Here is an 18,122-nt window from a genome sequence, read left to right on the forward strand (position 1 = left end):
GAGTAATTTTTGCTCACAGATTTAGCAGATTCAGCAGATTTTTTTATTAGAATCTGCAATAATCAGCTTAAATCTTTTTAATCTGCGTGAAAAATGTAAACATGTAACTGTACTTAAAATCCATTTTTTATTTAAATATATTCATACAAAAACAGCTAAATATCAATATTTTATACTAAATTTAGTTTTCTATTTAAGCTTTTGTATCAATTCATTTTAAACCACTAAAAATGATGGAATCAAAAATACCCGAAGGTCCTCTTGCTGATAAATGGAGTCTTTACAAGTCTAAAGCCAAATTAGTCAATCCCGCAAACCGAAAAAAACTAAATATTATAGTAGTCGGAACAGGTCTTGCGGGCGCTTCGTGCGCGGCTTCTCTTGCTGAACAAGGATATAATATTAAATCTTTCTGCTTTCAGGATTCTCCACGACGCGCGCATTCTGTTGCCGCTCAAGGCGGAGTAAATGCTGCCAAAAACTACAAAAATGATGGCGATAGCACTTATAGAATGTTTTATGATACTATAAAAGGTGGCGATTTTAGATCTCGTGAAGCCAATGTTTATCGTTTAGCCGAATGTTCTGCTCATCTTATTGACCATGCAGTTGCACAAGGGGTTCCTTTTGCAAGAGAATATGCGGGATATTTAAACAATAGATCTTTTGGAGGTGTTCAGGTTTCTCGAACTTTTTATGCCAGAGGCCAAACCGGACAACAGCTTTTATTGGGCGCTTATCAAGCCTTAGAACGTCAGGTATCTTTAGGAAAAGTTGATTTGTATACCCGTCATGAAATGCTTGAACTCGTTGTTATCGATGGCAAAGCCAAAGGAATAATCGCTCGAAATCTCGAAACTGGAATTTTAGAACGTCATGCCGCTGATGCCGTAGTTTTGGCTTCTGGAGGTTACGGAAAAGTATATTATTTGTCTACATTGGCAATGGGTTGCAATAGCTCTGCACTTTGGAGGGCGCATAAAAAAGGAGCTTTCATGGCTGGTGTAAGTTGGATTCAGTTTCACCCTACTTCACTTCCACAACATGGTGAAAACCAATCTAAATTGACTTTAATGTCGGAATCGCTTCGAAATGACGGACGTATCTGGGTTCCTAAAAAAGCCGCAGATCAACGAACTGCAAATGCCATTCCCGAAGAAGAACGCGATTATTACTTAGAACGCCGTTATCCTTCATTTGGAAATCTAGCGCCAAGAGATATTTCTTCAAGAGCGACAAAAGAAAGAATTGATGCTGGTCATGGTGTTGGACCTATGAAAAATGCGATTTATCTCGATTTCTCGGATGCCATTAAAGCGCAGGGAAAAGATAAAATCGAAGCCAAATACAGCAATCTTTTTGCGATGTACGAAAAGATCACAGGCATAAACGCTTATAAAGAACCAATGCTGATTTCACCATCGGCGCATTTTACTATGGGCGGACTTTGGGTTGATTATGAGCTTATGACTACAATTCCTGGTTTGTTCGCCTTAGGCGAAGCTAATTTTGCCGATCATGGCGCTAATCGTCTCGGTGCCAATTCGCTGCTTCAGGCTTGTGTAGACGGCTATTTTATTGCCCCATATACGATTCCGAATTATTTGGCTGGCGAATTGAATTTACCGAAATCTGATATTTCGCATCCTGCATTTGAAGAAGCGGAGAAAGTAGTGAGAAGACAATTGGATCGCTTTTTACATACAAACGGAACACTTTCAGCAGATTATTTCCATAAAAAAATCGGACGTCTTCTATACGAAAAATGTGGTCTTTCGCGAAGCAGAAAAAATTGGAAGAAGCCTTAATCGAAATTCGAGAACTGAAAGCTTCGTTTGAAAAAGATCTCAGAATCACTGGAGATAATACTTTAAACAGCGAACTAGAAAAAGCAGGTCGAATTGCCGATTATATAGAATTAGCCGAATTAATGTGTTACGATGCCTTACAGCGTGAAGAATCCTGCGGTGCGCACTTTAGAGAAGAATATCAAACTGCTGATGGTGAAGCTGTTCGTAATGACAAAGAATTCTGTTACGTATCGGCTTGGGAATGGAAAGGTTTAAATAACGAACCCGAACTCCACAAAGAACCTTTAACCTTTGAATCGGTAGAACTTGCAGTTAGAAGCTATAAATAAATGGTGAATATTAATTGTGAATTGTTAATTGTAAATTATTAATTCACAATACTCATTCATAATTAACAATTCATAATTAACAATTATATATGAAACTTTATCTAAAAATATGGCGCCAGTTTAATTCTTCAACTAAAGGAGAGATGACAGATTATGAAATTGATGGAGTATCTGAACATATGTCGTTTCTAGAAATGCTAGATCTTTTGAATGAATCGCTTATCCAGCAAGGTGAACGTGTTATTGAATTTGATCACGACTGCCGTGAAGGAATCTGTGGGCAATGCGGTGTAATGATAAACGGACGCGCTCATGGTCCTTTAAAAAATACTACAACCTGTCAGCTTCATATGAGAAGTTTTAACGATGGAGATACTATTTATATCGAACCATTTCGTGCAAAAGCATTCCCTGTTCTACGTGATTTAAAAATTGACCGAAAAGCATTTGATTCTATCATTGCTTCGGGAGGTTTTATTGGCGCTGCTACGGGTCAGGCGCCAGAAGCAAACAGTATTCCAATTTCATACGAAACTGCAGAAGCCGCTTTTGATGCTGCTGCCTGTATTGGGTGCGGAGCTTGTGTCGCTTCGTGCAAAAATGCGAGCGCCGCTTTGTTTGTTGGTGCTAAAATAACGCACTTAGCGCTTTTGCCCCAAGGAAAATTAGAAGCCCAAACACGTGCAGTTTCGATGGTAAAACAAATGGATGAAGAAGGTTTTGGAGCTTGTTCTGATACGAGAGCCTGCGAAATCGAATGTCCGCAGGGAATTTCGGTGCTTTCAATTGCTAAAATGAATTTAGAATATATGAAGGCTTTGACTTTTAGGAAATAAGTTTTTTTTGCCACAAAGACGCAAAGACGCAAAGTTTTTCTTTTTTAAGTTTTAAAACTTTGCGTCTTTGCGAGATTAAAAAATACTTTAAATACATTGCGCTTATCCTTCGACTTCGCTCAGGAAGACAAATAGCGATTCAACTATTTTCAATAAAAAACTTTGCGAGATTAAAAAAACCTAGTGCCTTTGTGTCTTAGCGGCAAAAAACAAACTTAAACCGTAAAATAAGGTGTCAAGATATCTTCAAAATTATAAAGCCCTTTTTCTTTTCCTTTTAGATTTTCAGCTACAAAAATGACTCCGTTTCCGAAGGCTTCTCTCGAAATCGATTCATGTATTAAACGTACGGTTTGAAAAGGAAAACCAAAAATAACCTCGTGTTTACCAACTATTCCTCCTGCCCTAACAACGTTTATATTTTCTTTATCGACATCAAGTGCTTCAGCAATTTTTACTGCTGTTCCAGATGTTCCTTCTTTGGCTTTAAAATGCTCTTCGTTTACTTCAATATCAACCCAGGAGCAATTTTCTTTAAAAATTTCAGCCGCAAACAATAAATAGTTAACTCCCAACGTAATATTTGGTGACCAAAATACTGTTGTTTTATCTGATAGTTTCTTGAGTAATTTTAGTTCTTTTTCCTTGTAATGGGAAATTGCCGAAATAATTTTTACTTTATATTTTGTTGCTGTTTCTCCATAAGTATAAATTCCTTCGTTAGAAGAAAAATCGATAATTACATCTACCGGATGTTTTTCTAATAATTCTTCAACAGAGGTATGAGAACTAGAATAGATTAATCCGGGTTCATCTGACTGGATTCCAAAAAACTCAGGAACCGATCTGTGTTCCAAAACATTGCTTTGTCTTAAAACCCATTCAAGGCTGAATTTTTTATTTTCTAATAGTATTGAAGCTACTGATTTTCCAGTTTTTCCGAATCCGATTAATCCTATTTTCATAAGCATTTATTTTTTTATGGGCGAAGCGTGCCCGGTTGAAAATATTGATATTGTAAAGTGGCCAATATCAATCCTAATTTTAATTTTTTAAGGCGGTTTTAGAACCGCCTGTTCATAAAAATAGGGAAATCATAACAGAATAACCAACAAAATCTTCATTTTATAACAATAAAAATAGTTATTAGTACGATTTCATTTGTTAATACAAGATCTAAGCGTCATATAATACTCTTAAACGTTCTTTTAAATTATTCTATTTAAAATGTTAAAAAATGACTTTAAAAAAAGATTTGATGATATACAAGTAAACATATTTTAACTAGATTTATGACCTGATATCCCCAAATTAATATCGTAAATAATGGCTTACAATAACAATGGATTACTTCGTTTTCTTGATGCTCAAAACAAATTGTATTTAACAGCTCTGGACGAAATCAAAAATGGCAAAAAAGAATCTCCTTGGATGTGGTTTATTTTTCCTCAGATAAAAGGAATGGGTTCGAGTGATACTTCTAAATTTTACGAAATCAAAAATGCTGATGAAGCAATTGCCTTTCTTGAGCATCCAATTCTAGGAAAACATCTTGTAGAAATTACCTCAGAACTTGTCAAAAAAGAAGAAAATGTTGCTGATATTTTCGAAAGTATTGATATAGAAAAACTTCAATCGTGTATGACTTTGTTTGCAAGTGTTCAAAACAGCGAACCAATTTTTCAGGAAGTCCTGCATAAATATTTCGATGGTTCATCTGATTTTCATACGCTGCGACTATTATATAGCAATCTTTAAAATTTTAGAAATATAGAATTGACAAATAAGATAAATAAGTCTGTAAAGACCTTTTTAACAAGGCTTTAGTGTCTTTCTTTTTGGATAAAACTCATTTTAAAAAACTTAACAAACTTTAATGTAAAATAAACTGCCATTTTACTATTTTTGGCCAAATTTTTAGAAAAATCTCAACAAAACAATATTTGCACAAATTAAAATTAATGAAAAAACTACTTTTTATAAGCATTTTATTAGTCCTTGCAATTTATGTATTCAGAGAAACGGTTTATAAACCTTATCTATGGAAAGAAGCTATGGAAACTCCAGAGCATAAACTAAAACTAGGAAGTTTTGTTTTTAGCAAACAAAGAGATGAAAATGGAAATAGTGGAACAGCAAAAAAATATTTTGTTTTTAAAGTCACCGAAATAAATGGCGATTATGTACGTTTTTCGATAGTTCGCAAATTATCTGAAAAAGGAACTAACAAATCTTCTGATTTTTCAATGCCAAGGGAGACTTATAGAAGTTTTAAACGCAATATCAAAAAAGTTACGGTAACAGGAATTTTACGTGAAGATTTAAATAAGGAAGGTGGACATACTGCAAACGATTATCTTTTAAAAAAATATCCTTCGTTAAAAAAATCGCTTTACTATTACGAGGAGATTCCTAAAACGGAAGAAAATATTAATGAACCTAAAGAATATTTTAATCTCGTTTATTCAAAAGAAAAAATCATCGAGAAGAGAAAACTCATTCCGTACATTGTCTCAGACAATAATATTCCTGAACTAGCAAGGCATTTATCTCAAAGAGTATGTGTAATTCTAAATTAAACTAAGAACTCCCAATCGTTATAATTGGGAGTTTTTTTTTTGAAAGTTTTCATCAAAAAGAATCTCTTTCTAAACCTATTCTGAATAATTTTTCTAGAAACGACTAATAATTTTATTTTATTTAGAATTAATATAAATAAACTTTTATATTTGCTGCTTTCTGAGCAAAATTGAGTAATTCTTTAAACTTACCCTCTATTGCTTTTTTCAAAGTAAATTTCATTTAATGAACAATAATGCCCGTTTCGAATTAGATCTTTTTCTTTCCTTTAAGGAAGGCGACGAAACTGCATTTAAGTTTTTTTACGACAAATATTTTAGAAGAATCCAGTCTTTCAGCATTCAGTTTATTTATGATCAAGACGAAGCTGAAAATCTTGCTCAGGAAGCCTTACTACATCTATGGCAAAATAAAGAAAACGTAGAATCTGTTAACGGAATTCAAGCTTTCTTATTTACTTATGCCAAATCAAAATGCTTGAATTTAATTCGTCATAATAAAGTGAAGGATAAATTCAAAAATGACCTCTTAAACCACAAAGAAAGAGAATTGGATATCGAAGTTTTAAATTCGATTCAGTTCGACACTTTAGAATTAACCGAATTAGAACGAATAATTCAGGAATCTATCAGCGAATTGCCTCCTAAAACTCGAGAAGTTTTCATCAAAAAACGTTTCGAGAATAAAAAAAATGCAGAAATCGCCGAAGAGTTGGGAGTTTCTTTAAAAGCTGTTGAAGCCCATATGACAAAGGCTTTAAAGATTTTAAAAACCAAATTATCTGATTATTTGTTCTTGATTTTTATCCTTATTTATAATAATTAAGAATAAAAGGTAGGGTATTTTAATTCTGAGGTGTACTTATAATGGCGAGAAGTTTTAAAAAGCATATATGACATCGGAAATAATAAATAAATACCTTTCTAACGAAGCTTCAGAACAAGAAGTTCAGGCACTTTTTGATTGGATTGAAGCATCTGAAGAAAACAAACAGCAATTTTTAAAGACTAAGAAAATTTGGGCATTAAGCACACTTTCTTCCAATTTAACAATTGAAACTATTCCGGTCATTCAAATGAAACCGAAAAACAAAATCAGACAGTATTTACAATATCTCGCAGTATTTTTAGTATTTCTAGGTTTGGGTACGACTATTTATTTATTTAATGGTCAGCCAGAAACTCCAAAAGAAATTGTTCTAGAATTGGGCGACGGCCGTCTGGAATATTTCTCAGGAAAAAACCAGACTACTCTTTTAAATGACAAAGGCGATTTGATTGCCAAAAAATTTCCGACCGAGATTGTTTACTTTGGCAAAGTTCAGGATCATAAAGTAATTTATAATACGCTTTCAATTCCGTACGGAAAACGTTTCAAACTTAAACTTTCAGATGGTACCGTTGTGAGTTTAAATTCTGGAACAACTTTACGCTATCCGGAGCAATTTGGCTTAAACGGAAATAGAAATGTTTACTTAACTGGTGAAGCATTTTTTGAAGTTGCCAAAGACAAAATGCATCCGTTCATTGTTCATGCAAATCAGGCAGACATCGAAGTTCTCGGGACAACATTTAATGTGAGCGCTTATCCTGAAAACCCTACAGTTAATAGTACATTAATTGAAGGAAGCATTCGAATGTCTGAAGCTGTTAATCCTTCTAATGCTATTTTGCTAGAGCCAAACCAAATGGCTACATGGCAAAATAATTCTAAAAAATTGGTCTTAAAAGAAGTCGATCCATCCTTTTACGCTGCCTGGACAAAAGGCGAACTTGCTTTTAAAGACACTCCATTTTCTACAATCGCTAAAATTATTCAGCGTACTTATGATGTTGAAATTATCAACGAAAATTCTGATTTGGCCAAACAGAATTTTACGGGTACGATTAAAATCAGCGAATCTAGTGTCGAGAACATTTTAGACCTGCTAAAACGTGACACGCCTTTTAATTATTCTATTCAACAAAAAACCATTACAATCACCAATCCGCGATAAATAAACAAACATGACATTTACGATACAACCCGTTTTAAGAAAAATTCTGTTTTTCTTAGCTATTCTCATATCTGGATTTAAAGGATTTTCTCAGAATAAACTCATCAATATTCACGTAAAAAACAAACCTATAAGCCTAATTATCAAATCTATTGAGGAACAAAGTGATTTTAGAATCATTTATAATGCAAAAAAAATAGACACCGAGCAGCTGGCTGATTTAGATGTTAATGATGCTACTTTGGAAGTTGCTTTAAAGAAACTACTTAAAGGCACAGATATCTCGTACTACATTCAGAAAAAGCAAGTTTTATTAACCAACGCTGCTCCTGTTGACAGATCTAAATCTGCTGTTCAGGAAACAGAACGCATTATTAAAGGAACGGTTTACAGCGCAAAAGACAGACAGCCTCTTCCTGGTGCCACTATTCGTGTAAACGGAACTGGAATGGGCGCAATAACTGATGCAAACGGAAAATTTGCTTATGAACTAAAAGGCGATAACATTAAAGAACAAATTCTTGAAGTTGCTTATTTAGGAATGGAATCGCAATCGCAAATTGCTGGCTACAAAAAAGAATTTGTCTTTTATCTTCAAGAAGTTACAGACGAATTGGAGCAAGTTATTATTACTTCTTCATACGGAACTACTAAATTAAAAGAAGAAATTGTTGGAAGCATTTCGACTTTGCAAGCCAAAGATATTGCGGTGGAGCAAGCTTCTGAAAGTTTTGACAAAATGATCACGGGACAAATCGCTGGAGTTATGGTAGAAAACACTTCTGGTATTGGCGGTCCTGTAAAAATTAATATTCGTGGTCAGGGTACATTATCTTCTTTAAGCGGAGCAATTTCTGGAACTTCATCGCAACCGCTTATTATTGTTGATGGTGTTGTAATGAGCGAAGAATATGCTATTGATAGCGACTTGTTTAACGGAAGCGGCGATTTTTCAGAAAACCTAGCTAATCCTTTAATGAAAATTGCTCCAGAAAATATCGAAACCATATCTGTTCTAAAAGATGCCGCTGCTGTAGGTATTTATGGTGCCGATGGAGCAAACGGAGTCATTTTAATTACAACTAAAAAGGGTAAAAAAGGAAAAACACAATTTGGCTTTTCAAATCAGCTTGGAGTTTCTTCTGCCGTTAATCAAATTAAATACTTAAACGGAGAACAATATACTGAACTGCGAAATGAATATATGAAAAATACCACTCCTGGTTATGTTCCTGTTTCTTATAACGGAATAAATACAGATTGGTTTAATATATTAAATAGATCAGGTATTTATAACAAATACAATTTTAATGTTTCGGGTTCGACATCTAAATTTTCATACCGCACTAATGTTAGTTATACAAAAATCGATGAACCGCAAATTGGAAACGAAACAAAACAATTAAACGCAGGAATTAATTTAGGTTACAGCTCTGGTAAATGGGATATTAATTTAATGCTTAATCCTAGTTTTGTACAAAAAGATGCACCAAATATCTTTTATAATTTCGCTTATCTTCCTACTCTCGCAGTTTATAATGCCGATGGTTCTTATGCTGATTTGGGTGTAAGCGGCGCAACCAGAGGAAATCCTCTAGCTGCTATTGAGCAAAATAAAAACGAAGCGCAAACTTTTGGTCTCTTAGGAAGCTTCAATGTATCTTATAAACTTAATGACAACATTAAATTTTCTACTCTTTTTGGTATGGATTATACTGATAAAGACCAAGATCGCTACTTTTCTGCGACAAATGAAAGTGGACAGTTTAACGGAACTTTTGTTTTGGATAAAATTACCTACCCAGCTTGGGGACGACGTGTTATAAATCAGCGAAATTCTACTAAATGGAACTGGCAAGGACAAGCTTTATTTAATAAAAAATTAAACGAAAGCAATGAAATTGATGGTGTAGTTGGTTTTGAACTTGCAGAAGATAAAGCTGATTTTAATTTCAAATCTGGAGTAGGTTTCTTAAATCCTGAACAGATTCATAATGTTACAGATGCCATAAGAGATGACAATCCAGATACACCAGCAGACGAATCTAAAGGCGGTCAAACTTACAAAAGCGAAATTAGCTATAACTCTAGAGTTTCTTTATTCTCTCAGATAAATTATAACTACAAAAAACGTTATTTTTTATTGGCCAATTACCGTCGCGACCAGAGTTCTGTCTTTGGAGATGATACTGATGTGGCTCATAATGGAGGTTTTGGTGCTGGATGGATTATTAGCAATGAAAATTTTCTAAAATCTAACTCTTGGATTGATTTTTTTAAATTAAAAGCCAGCTACGGTACAACCGGAAACTCTAAAATTGGTTCGTATAGATCTAAAGGTCTTTATAATATAAGCCAAAACGAATACAATGGTTCTATTGGAGCAACTACTGGAGCTTCGCCAAATGGCAAATTAAGCTGGGAAAAAAACACAAAATTCAATGCAGGATTTGATTTTAATGTTTTTAAAAGAGTAGAATTAACATTAGAATATTATTATGATGATAAAAGCAATTTAATTGTTGCGAGAGACATTCCTACAGAAAACGGTTATAATTCTATTCAATTAAATGCTCGCTAGTATGTACAATAAAGGTTTTGAACTTACTACAAGAATTAAATGGATAAAAAGCAACGCTTTTAGATGGACAACGGCATTTAATATTTCTACAATAAGTAATAAAGTAACTCATTTAAAAAGTTTAGGAAGCGATTATTCTCAGGCCAATATTGCAATGGCACAGAAGGTAGGTTACAGCACAACAACATTATGGGGAATTAAATGGGCCGGCGTAGATCCTGCAACAGGTAGAGATCTTGTCGAAAAAAACGGTAAAATTTACGATGCTAAAACCTACGGCGAACTATATACCGTTGCAGACTGGGAACCTATTGGAGACAAAACAGCAGATGCTTATGGAGGTTTTTATAACACTTTTACTTTCTATAACAATCTTACTTTATCTGTTAGAGGTGATTATCAAATTGGTGGTGATTTACTAGCTTCAAGCATTCTTATCGATCAATATAATGTAACAACAAACAGAAATCTTTCTGTAAATGCTTACGATTATTGGAGAAACCCTGGAGATAATGTTTCGCAGTCAGCTGTAACCCTTTCGCCTATTCTTCCCAATTTAAGCAAGTATGTTTATGATGCTACATATATCAGAATCAGCAATATTAATTTAAGTTATAATGTACCGCTAAAAAATACTTTTCTAGATGCTCTTTCTGTTTTTGCAGATGCTACAAATGTGGCGTATTGGTACAAAGAAAAGAGCCCAAAAGGAATGAACGGAGTACGTGAGTACAATTATATTTATCCGCAAGCTAGAACAATTTCGCTAGGAGTTAATGCTAAATTTTAAGAAAATGAAATATTCAAAATACCTCTCTATATTTTTTCTAATGCTTTCATTACAAAGCTGTAGTGACTTTTTAGAACAGGAACCAGGAACACAAACATCTATAGATGAACTTTTAAAAAACAAAACAGGAGTTTTACAGGCTCTTACAGGCCTTTACTCTGAAGTTGACGGTAATGTGCGTCCAGAAATATATTCTGTATATGCTGATTTGCAAGGTGGCAATATAAAATTTACGCCTATTGCAACAGGAAGTCTTAAGGGACAAATCACCACACCATCATTAATTGAACAAGCCTATTCTTTTAATGATGTGGCAATTAGTAGTAATTATAAATCATTTTATGATAGCAGTTACGATATAATAAATCAAGCTAATTTAATTTTAGAATATACTCCTGATTTAACAGATGCTACTATTGAAGAGAAAAATCAAATACAAGCGCAGGCGTTGGCAATAAGAGCTTACACACATTTTCTTTTATCTCTTGTTTATGGTCAGGATTACAAATATACTGCCGATGCATCGCATTTAGGGGTTGTTTATAGCACCGAATCTATTAAATCTGGCATACAATACCCGATAAGAAAAACTATGGCAGAAACTTACGATTTAATTATTGCCGATTTAAAAAATGCCATCGATAATTATTCAGGTACTACGGTGCTTGCTGGTCCAGAATATTCTTTTTTTAACCAAAAAAATACAAAAGCATTATTGGCAAGAGTTTATCTTCAAAAAGGAGATTGGGCAAATGCTTATGAAGTTGCAAATGATGTCATTACCAATTCTGGCGTTGTTTTAACCAGCAAAGAAAGCTTAATTTCAGAATGGGTAAAACCAGATCTTCCAATATCAGAAATTCTGCTTGAATTTACACCTAGAAAAGATGGCGAAGGAAATGTTTCATCATCTATGTCTCAAACTTTCGGTTATACTACAGATGTAAGCTTTCAAAAATACGGCGCTTCAAACGATTTGATTGATCTATACGAAAACACTGACTTAAGAAAACAATTGTTTCTTGTTAAACCGCTTTTTACTCTTGTAAATGGTGTACAAACTTATGTTGACTACAGTTTTACAAGAAAATATCAGGATAATGCCGGTTATGTGGCTTTCAGACTTAGCGAAATGTACTTAATTCGTGCCGAAGCCGCACTTGAAACCAACAGAGCCGATTTAGCAATGGCCGATATTAATATCATTCGTGCTCGTGCCAATGCATCATTACTAACCAATACAGCTAATCTTAAAGAAAACATCTTTTTAGAAAGAAGAAAAGAACTCTGTTTTGAAGGCTTTTTATTCTTTGATATTGCCAGAATGCATAAAGATGTTTCAAGAAATGACGGTTGTATGGCAACTGTTTGCAGTTTGACTTATCCGTCTTTAAAATTTGTATTGCCAATACCAACATTCAACACTAATCTTAACCCAAACTTGCGACAAAATGACTCGTATTAAGATATTCAGTATATTATTTACAGCCCTATTATACATTTCATGTTCTAAAGATGATTATAAAATAGGCTCTGAAATTGATCCTTACTTAAGATTTAATTTTTTAGTTAAAAGCGATAACACACCTCTGGAATACCCAGCTGTAAACGGAAATTTAGTTCCGCAATCAACTTATGAAAACAAAGCCATAAAAACCTTAAAAGTTCCTGTAGCCTTAACCACACGTGCCTTAAAAGGAACTGTTACTGCCAATTTTAGTGCCGAAACAAATGGTGCTAGTGACAGTTTTAGCTTAAAACCTGCTAATCAGCTTTCATTTCAGGGCAGTAAAATAACCGATACTATTTTTGTATCATTCGATAAGAGATGGACTAAAGACCAAAGTATTACGCTAAAATTGGAAACCGTTTCTGATCCTGATATTCACATTGGAAATCTGAATACAGAATATCCAAACAATACTTTCAAAATCGATTTAACAAGCGTTGCTACTAATTACACATTTCCTGTAACGCAATACAATATAAAAGGCGAAATAGGCGAAAAAATAGATTTTAAAGTAAATTATCCAAATGGATTTTTTCCTGAAGAAATTGAAAATGCCGAAATTTTTAAATTTCAAAATGGATTCGAATATTCCTTAACACATGACGATTACGGAGATAATAGAACTTCTGTAACCTATCATCTAACCCTTTTAGAGGATCTTCAAAATGATGATGTTCGATACGAGTCAAAATTAACTTTAATCAATATTCCCAATTATACCGCTACAGGAAACATCAACTTAACTATTGCAAAACCAATAAAATCAGAAAGAGAGGTTCAAGCATATCCAGCATCTAAATTTACAGATCCTACCAATGCCTTTTTTTTAACGTATGGAGAGCACTGGTTTAATAATAATGGAAACTGCGCATGGATGACTTTCAATGCTTTAACATTTCCGATTATAGTTACAAAAGACGATCCGAATGCAATATTATACAGCGATAGAGGAACTACAAATCCTAACGATGATATTTATCACGATGCTTTCAAAATTGGATTTAATGTCGCAAGCGGAACCAACACCGTAAATTCTTTTGGTTTAAAAAGATGGTTCTCTAATGAAAGTAATTCTGCAGCGATCTCTCCTGGATTTAATATCACTTCTGCCTTAGAATTTTTTCCAGCAAATGGAAATAGTAAAACTGAAGGAACTGTTTTGGTAATTCCGCAGGATATTACAATTGGATCTAGCGCCACAAATACTTATCAAATAGCTATTTCAGGAGAAGGAACGTACAAAGAAATTAGCAACGGTTTATATGAAATTTCATTTGAATTAAAACTTACCAACGACAAACTGTTTGGAGGGACAGTTTCGACACAATACAGAATGTACAACAGTAAAACATATCCAAAACCAACTGCTTTAAGTATTGATTGTCCTAAAGAAGTTACTTTATAATTGTGAATTATGAATTGTGAATGTTGTGCATAGTCAACTTTGTCAAAGTTTTCGGAAGTTAAGGCTGCCTGACTGTGACTCAAAACTTGCAACTTGAAACAAAATAAAAAAACAAAACAAAAGAGAATTGAAAAAACTCATCATCCCAATCTTATTCCTGCTAAGCTTAACGGCTTATAAAAGCTTGGAAAATCCTGATTACATCGATATTCAGGAATTAAGGAAACGCTATTCCAGCGGAGATGCTTCAAAATGGCCTGCTGCGGCACTACATGAAAATATCGATAAATCAAAATTTCAAGATATTGGTGTGCTTCCTGCAGTTCCTTATCCTGCTTATAATCCGTATTCAAAAGAAAAAGAAAGTTTGGGAAAGATTCTATTTTTTGATCCGAGATTATCTCGAAGCGGACAAATTGCCTGCGCTTCTTGTCACAATCCAGAATTGGGATGGACCGATAATCTCACGCGTTCTTTTGGCCATGACCGTCAAACGGGAAAACGTAACTCTATGACGATTTTAAATTCAGCATATGCCACTTCTTTATTTTGGGACGGAAGAGCTTCTAGTCTAGAAGATCAAGCGCAGTTTCCTGTTCAAGATCCTTTAGAAATGAATGAGAAACTGACAATTGCAGTTGACAAAATTGCCAAAATAAAAGGCTACAATTCGCTGTTTACAGAAGCTTTTGGCGATAAAAAAGTAACTCTAGAGCGAATTCAATATGCCATTGCCACTTTCGAAAGATCAATTAATAGTCCTAAAAGCAAATTTGATCAGTTTGTAAGCGGAAAATCAGATATTTATACCGATCAACAAGTAAAAGGAATGCATTTATTTAGAACCAAAGCACAATGCATAAATTGCCATAATACGCCTTATTTCAGCGATAATCAATTTCATAACGACGGCCAAACTTTATTCGGAACAAAAAATGAAGATTTCGGACGTTATAATGTTACTAAAGATGTAAAAGATATCGGCAAATTTAGAACTCCAACACTTCGTGAAGTCGCTAACACAAAACCATGGATGCATCATGGGCATTTCCCAACTTTATTAGATGTTGTAGAGTTATACAATTTAGGAAATCCTTCTCCAATTCAAAAGAAATATCTAGGAACTGCTAGAGATTCTCTCATTCCAAAAGTAGATCCAATGCTAAGAAAACTAGATTTGAGCAAAGAAGAGATTGGCGATTTATTAGCTTTTATCGAGACTTTAAGCACGCCAACGAGAAGAATCATTATTCCTGAAATGCCAAAATAAGTTAGTTGATGATTTGCATTTGCCCCAAAATTTGCAAATCTGTTAAGCCCATTTCTTTTTATGAAATGGGCTTTTTTTTGTTTCTAAAATTCATCTTTTCAATATATTTGTGATCAACCAAACTTACACGCCATGCAATTATTTATTATCTCAAAAACCACAAATTATGAAAAGAAGCTTCTTCTTGATCTTGCTTTCTGCAATTTCCTCTTTAGGCATTGCACAAAGTAAAAACCCTACTTCTAAACCCAACATCATTATCATCAACATGGATGATATGGGTTATGGCGACACCGAACCGTATGGAATGACGGGAGTTAACACTCCACATTTTAATCAGATCGCTGAAGAAGGAATGCGTTTGACTAACTTTAATGCTGGACAAGCCATTTGTACGGCGTCTAGAGCTGCTTTGCTAACGGGCTGCTATCCAAACCGAATCGGAATGTCGGGCGTATTGCTTCCTGGAGCCAAACATGCTTTAAATCCGAATGAGGAAACTATTGCGTCACTTTTAAAGAAAAACGGATATAAAACCGCCAATTATGGCAAATGGCATTTGGGTAACGAATTACCGTACTGGCCAACTAACTATGGCTTTGATGAGTTTTTCGGAATCCCTTATTCTCACGATGTTTGGCCAATTGATTACGACGGCTATTCGAAAGTTACAGACGCAAAAGATATGCGTTCAAGCTTCCCTCCGCTTCCATTAATAAATAATACAACGATTATTGATACAATTGAAAACATTAAAGATGCTTCAAAATTAACGACTCTTTTTACCGAAAAAGCAATTGGTTTCATCCAAAAAAACAAAAAAAATCCGTTCTTTTTATATCTCACTCATCCTTTACCTCACGCGCCTTTGGCAGTTTCAGACAAATTTAAGGGCAAAAGCGATTTAGGACTTTTTGGCGATGTAATTATGGAACTGGATTGGTCTATTGGCGAAATCATAAGCACTTTAGACAAAGAAGGACTTGCCAATAACACCGTTTTAATTGTAACCAGCGATAATGGACCTTGGCTTGTTTTTGGTGATAATGCCGGATCTTCGGGAGGTTTTAGAGAAGGAAAATCTACCACTTGGGAAGGCGGTACAAGGGTTCCGTTTTTAATTCGCTGGCCAGGAAAAATAAAAAATGGTACCGTAAACAGTTCTCTAATGACCAATATGGATTTATTGCCCACTATTGCTCGCAATTACTGGCGCATCGTTACCAAAAAACCAAATTGACGGTTTAAATTTTCTTCCTTTATTGACGGGAAAAACGACTAAAGGGCCAAGAGAAGTTTTCTATTATTATTTTGGAGTTGGAAGCAATAATCTAGAAGCTATTCGTTACAAACATTGGAAATTGGTTTTCCCTCATAAAGGCACAACTTATAATAAAAAACTGCAAGGAAAAGACGGTTATCGTGGCGAAGGCGCTTCTGCAGAATTCCCAATGGCACTTTACGATTTAGCACACGATCCAGGAGAAGTACGAGATGTACAACAATTATATCCTGAAATTGTAGCCGAAATTCAGAAAATTGCCGAGACAGCACGAGAAGATCTTGGCGACGATTTGAATCATAAGATTGGAAAAAATATTAGAAAACCTGCAACATACTAAAACACAAAAGCTCGATAGTAATCGAGCTTTTTTATTTAAATGCAAAGATTAAATATGAAAGATTTTTTAATAATCTCGTAACAAAAACAGTTTGTCCTTTTTGTAGCTTTAATATATGATTTTAAGTTACCTTTTAACGTCAATCAATACTTATTAATTATTCTTTCATTGATGCATAAAATAGCGCTGTAAGTCTAATATAATTGACGTTTCTTAAATTTGTTCGTCAATCAAAAAGAAGCTTTTTCTTTTATAAAAATATACTACGATGAGAATAGATCAAATACAAATCAAAACAAGCGATATTCAAAAAACGAAAGCATTTTATCAGAATATTTTTGGCCTTTTTATTCTGGAAAATGATCAAAAATCGATCACGTTTCAGGCTGGAACTTCCATTTTAAAATTTATTGAAGATCCTAGCTTTGATTCTATATATCATTTTGCTTTTAATATTCCTGAGAATCAGCTTGAAGAAGCCATTCAATGGTGCAAAGACAAAGTTGATTTAATTGTTTTGGAAGATAAAAGTGTCGTGACGAATTTTGAAAATTGGAATGCGCATTCTATTTATTTCTTCGATCACAATGGAAATTTACTGGAATTTATTGCTAGACATGATCTTAACAACGAACAAGTTGGCGACTTCAACGCTGCATCTATTTTAAGCATTAGCGAAATCGGAATTGTTACGGAAAGTCCATTACAATTAGGAAATCAATTAATTGAAGAACACGGATTGCATTTCTTTACTCAAAATACAAATACTGAAAAATTTGTCGCAATTGGCGATCATGAAGGTTTATTAATTCTCGTTCAGCCCACTAGAAATTGGTATCCAACTCAAATTCCTTCTGAAAGTAATCCTGTGAAAATTACTTTGGAGAATAATGAAAATATAATTGAATTGGATTTTTAGTAATTAAAAGTTCCGTAATTTTATTTAAAATTTAAATGAATTAAAATGCCTTTCGTTAGAATCAGTCTACCAAAAACGCTTTCCCTTAAAACCAAAAATAATATTTCAGAAGCGGTACATCAATCTTTGATTGAAGAATTTAATATTCCTGTAGATGATTATTTTCATGTTATTGAAGAATTAGAGTTTCATCAGATAAAATATCCTAAAAGTTATTTAGGGATTTCACATTCTGAAGAAATCGTTTATGTGCAAATAACTGCTGGACAAGGAAGAACCTTAGAACAAAAGAGAAAATTGTATCATCAAATAGCAACAAAAATTAGTACCTCAACAGAAATTACAATCAATAATGTAATAATCGTTTTGCTCGAAAATAATGGTCTGGAAAATTGGTCTTTTGGTAATGGAGAAATTCAAGAGCCAAAGCACTTAAAGAAATAATTCTAAATATAAAAAGCCCAATTCAAACA

Annotated in this window: 15 protein-coding genes and 1 pseudogene; 15 read left to right on the forward strand and 1 reads right to left on the reverse strand. The window is 34.0% G+C overall.

From position 1 onward, the window contains the following. Positions 1-230 precede the first annotated feature (230 nt). Together P5P87_RS06215 and P5P87_RS06220 are read left to right on the forward strand one after the other, a co-directional pair. Positions 231-2,140, forward strand: a pseudogene (locus P5P87_RS06215) (fumarate reductase/succinate dehydrogenase flavoprotein subunit). Between the two features lie 89 nt (positions 2,141-2,229). Continuing rightward, complete coding sequence (locus tag P5P87_RS06220) at positions 2,230-2,976, forward strand: succinate dehydrogenase/fumarate reductase iron-sulfur subunit (protein ID WP_278021951.1); 747 nt, start codon at positions 2,230-2,232, stop codon at positions 2,974-2,976. Between the two features lie 215 nt (positions 2,977-3,191). Here the strand turns inward: P5P87_RS06220 and P5P87_RS06225 are convergent, their stop codons facing one another. Further along, positions 3,192-3,941 carry a dihydrodipicolinate reductase C-terminal domain-containing protein gene (locus tag P5P87_RS06225; RefSeq protein WP_278021952.1) on the reverse strand — a complete coding sequence of 250 codons (750 nt, stop codon included), beginning with the start codon at positions 3,939-3,941 and terminating at the stop codon, positions 3,192-3,194. A gap of 361 nt (positions 3,942-4,302) precedes the next feature. Here P5P87_RS06225 and P5P87_RS06230 point away from each other — a divergent pair, with 361 nt between their 5' ends. The 13 genes from P5P87_RS06230 (at position 4,303) to P5P87_RS06290 (ending at position 18,093) form a co-directional block, all read left to right on the forward strand. Then, positions 4,303-4,734: a DUF1810 domain-containing protein gene (locus tag P5P87_RS06230; protein WP_278021953.1), complete on the forward strand. Its 432-nt coding sequence runs from the start codon at positions 4,303-4,305 to the stop codon at positions 4,732-4,734. Between the two features lie 203 nt (positions 4,735-4,937). Beyond that, the gene (locus tag P5P87_RS06235; protein ID WP_198855983.1) at positions 4,938-5,555 is read left to right on the forward strand and encodes a hypothetical protein; all 618 of its coding nucleotides are present in this window, start codon (positions 4,938-4,940) and stop codon (positions 5,553-5,555) included. A gap of 226 nt (positions 5,556-5,781) precedes the next feature. Then, entirely contained in the window at positions 5,782-6,381 is a 600-nt protein-coding gene (locus P5P87_RS06240; protein WP_278021954.1) for an RNA polymerase sigma-70 factor, read from the forward strand. Between the two features lie 67 nt (positions 6,382-6,448). After that, positions 6,449-7,552 carry a FecR family protein gene (locus P5P87_RS06245; protein ID WP_278021955.1) on the forward strand — a complete coding sequence of 368 codons (1,104 nt, stop codon included), beginning with the start codon at positions 6,449-6,451 and terminating at the stop codon, positions 7,550-7,552. 10 nt (positions 7,553-7,562) lie between these two features. Further along, complete coding sequence (locus P5P87_RS06250; protein WP_278021956.1) at positions 7,563-10,133, forward strand: SusC/RagA family TonB-linked outer membrane protein; 2,571 nt, start codon at positions 7,563-7,565, stop codon at positions 10,131-10,133. After that, entirely contained in the window at positions 10,123-10,923 is an 801-nt protein-coding gene (locus P5P87_RS06255; protein ID WP_278021957.1) for a SusC/RagA family TonB-linked outer membrane protein, read from the forward strand. The genes P5P87_RS06250 and P5P87_RS06255 overlap by 11 nt, the downstream gene beginning before the upstream one ends. 40 nt (positions 10,924-10,963) lie before the next feature. Then, positions 10,964-12,388 (forward strand): RagB/SusD family nutrient uptake outer membrane protein, encoded by a 1,425-nt coding sequence (locus P5P87_RS06260; protein WP_278021958.1) that lies wholly within the window; start codon positions 10,964-10,966, stop codon positions 12,386-12,388. Then, the gene (locus tag P5P87_RS06265) at positions 12,375-13,838 is read left to right on the forward strand and encodes a hypothetical protein (protein WP_278021959.1); all 1,464 of its coding nucleotides are present in this window, start codon (positions 12,375-12,377) and stop codon (positions 13,836-13,838) included. Before P5P87_RS06260 ends, P5P87_RS06265 begins: the two co-directional genes overlap by 14 nt. Before the next feature lie 127 nt (positions 13,839-13,965). Beyond that, a complete protein-coding gene (locus P5P87_RS06270; protein ID WP_278021960.1) occupies positions 13,966-15,108 on the forward strand; it encodes a cytochrome-c peroxidase in 1,143 nt (380 codons plus the stop codon). A 166-nt stretch (positions 15,109-15,274) separates the two neighbouring features. Then, positions 15,275-16,348: a sulfatase-like hydrolase/transferase gene (locus P5P87_RS06275; RefSeq protein ID WP_278021961.1), complete on the forward strand. Its 1,074-nt coding sequence runs from the start codon at positions 15,275-15,277 to the stop codon at positions 16,346-16,348. Further along, entirely contained in the window at positions 16,305-16,730 is a 426-nt protein-coding gene (locus P5P87_RS06280) for an alkaline phosphatase family protein (protein WP_278021962.1), read from the forward strand. Before P5P87_RS06275 ends, P5P87_RS06280 begins: the two co-directional genes overlap by 44 nt. A gap of 268 nt (positions 16,731-16,998) precedes the next feature. Further along, positions 16,999-17,649: a VOC family protein gene (locus P5P87_RS06285; protein ID WP_278021963.1), complete on the forward strand. Its 651-nt coding sequence runs from the start codon at positions 16,999-17,001 to the stop codon at positions 17,647-17,649. Between the two features lie 45 nt (positions 17,650-17,694). Further along, a complete protein-coding gene (locus P5P87_RS06290) occupies positions 17,695-18,093 on the forward strand; it encodes a tautomerase family protein (protein WP_278021964.1) in 399 nt (132 codons plus the stop codon). The last annotated feature ends 29 nt before the right edge of the window (positions 18,094-18,122 follow it).

This window comes from Flavobacterium ginsengisoli, from assembly GCF_029625315.1.
GTDB classification, from domain to species: Bacteria; Bacteroidota; Bacteroidia; order Flavobacteriales; family Flavobacteriaceae; genus Flavobacterium; species Flavobacterium ginsengisoli.

Excerpts from the sequence above, each read along its gene's own strand:
- P5P87_RS06245 (WP_278021955.1), top strand. The coding sequence starts at position 6,449 with ATGACATCGGAAATAATAAATAAATACCTTTCTAACGAAGCTTCAGAA.
- P5P87_RS06290 (WP_278021964.1), top strand. The coding sequence starts at position 17,695 with ATGCCTTTCGTTAGAATCAGTCTACCAAAAACGCTTTCCCTTAAAACC.
- P5P87_RS06235 (WP_198855983.1), top strand. The coding sequence starts at position 4,938 with ATGAAAAAACTACTTTTTATAAGCATTTTATTAGTCCTTGCAATTTAT.
- P5P87_RS06265 (WP_278021959.1), top strand. The coding sequence starts at position 12,375 with ATGACTCGTATTAAGATATTCAGTATATTATTTACAGCCCTATTATAC.
- P5P87_RS06240 (WP_278021954.1), top strand. The coding sequence starts at position 5,782 with ATGAACAATAATGCCCGTTTCGAATTAGATCTTTTTCTTTCCTTTAAG.
- P5P87_RS06285 (WP_278021963.1), top strand. The coding sequence starts at position 16,999 with ATGAGAATAGATCAAATACAAATCAAAACAAGCGATATTCAAAAAACG.
- P5P87_RS06220 (WP_278021951.1), top strand. The coding sequence starts at position 2,230 with ATGAAACTTTATCTAAAAATATGGCGCCAGTTTAATTCTTCAACTAAA.
- P5P87_RS06225 (WP_278021952.1), bottom strand. The coding sequence starts at position 3,941 with ATGAAAATAGGATTAATCGGATTCGGAAAAACTGGAAAATCAGTAGCT.
- P5P87_RS06230 (WP_278021953.1), top strand. The coding sequence starts at position 4,303 with ATGGCTTACAATAACAATGGATTACTTCGTTTTCTTGATGCTCAAAAC.
- P5P87_RS06255 (WP_278021957.1), top strand. The coding sequence starts at position 10,123 with ATGCTCGCTAGTATGTACAATAAAGGTTTTGAACTTACTACAAGAATT.
- P5P87_RS06260 (WP_278021958.1), top strand. The coding sequence starts at position 10,964 with ATGCTTTCATTACAAAGCTGTAGTGACTTTTTAGAACAGGAACCAGGA.
- P5P87_RS06275 (WP_278021961.1), top strand. The coding sequence starts at position 15,275 with ATGAAAAGAAGCTTCTTCTTGATCTTGCTTTCTGCAATTTCCTCTTTA.
- P5P87_RS06250 (WP_278021956.1), top strand. The coding sequence starts at position 7,563 with ATGACATTTACGATACAACCCGTTTTAAGAAAAATTCTGTTTTTCTTA.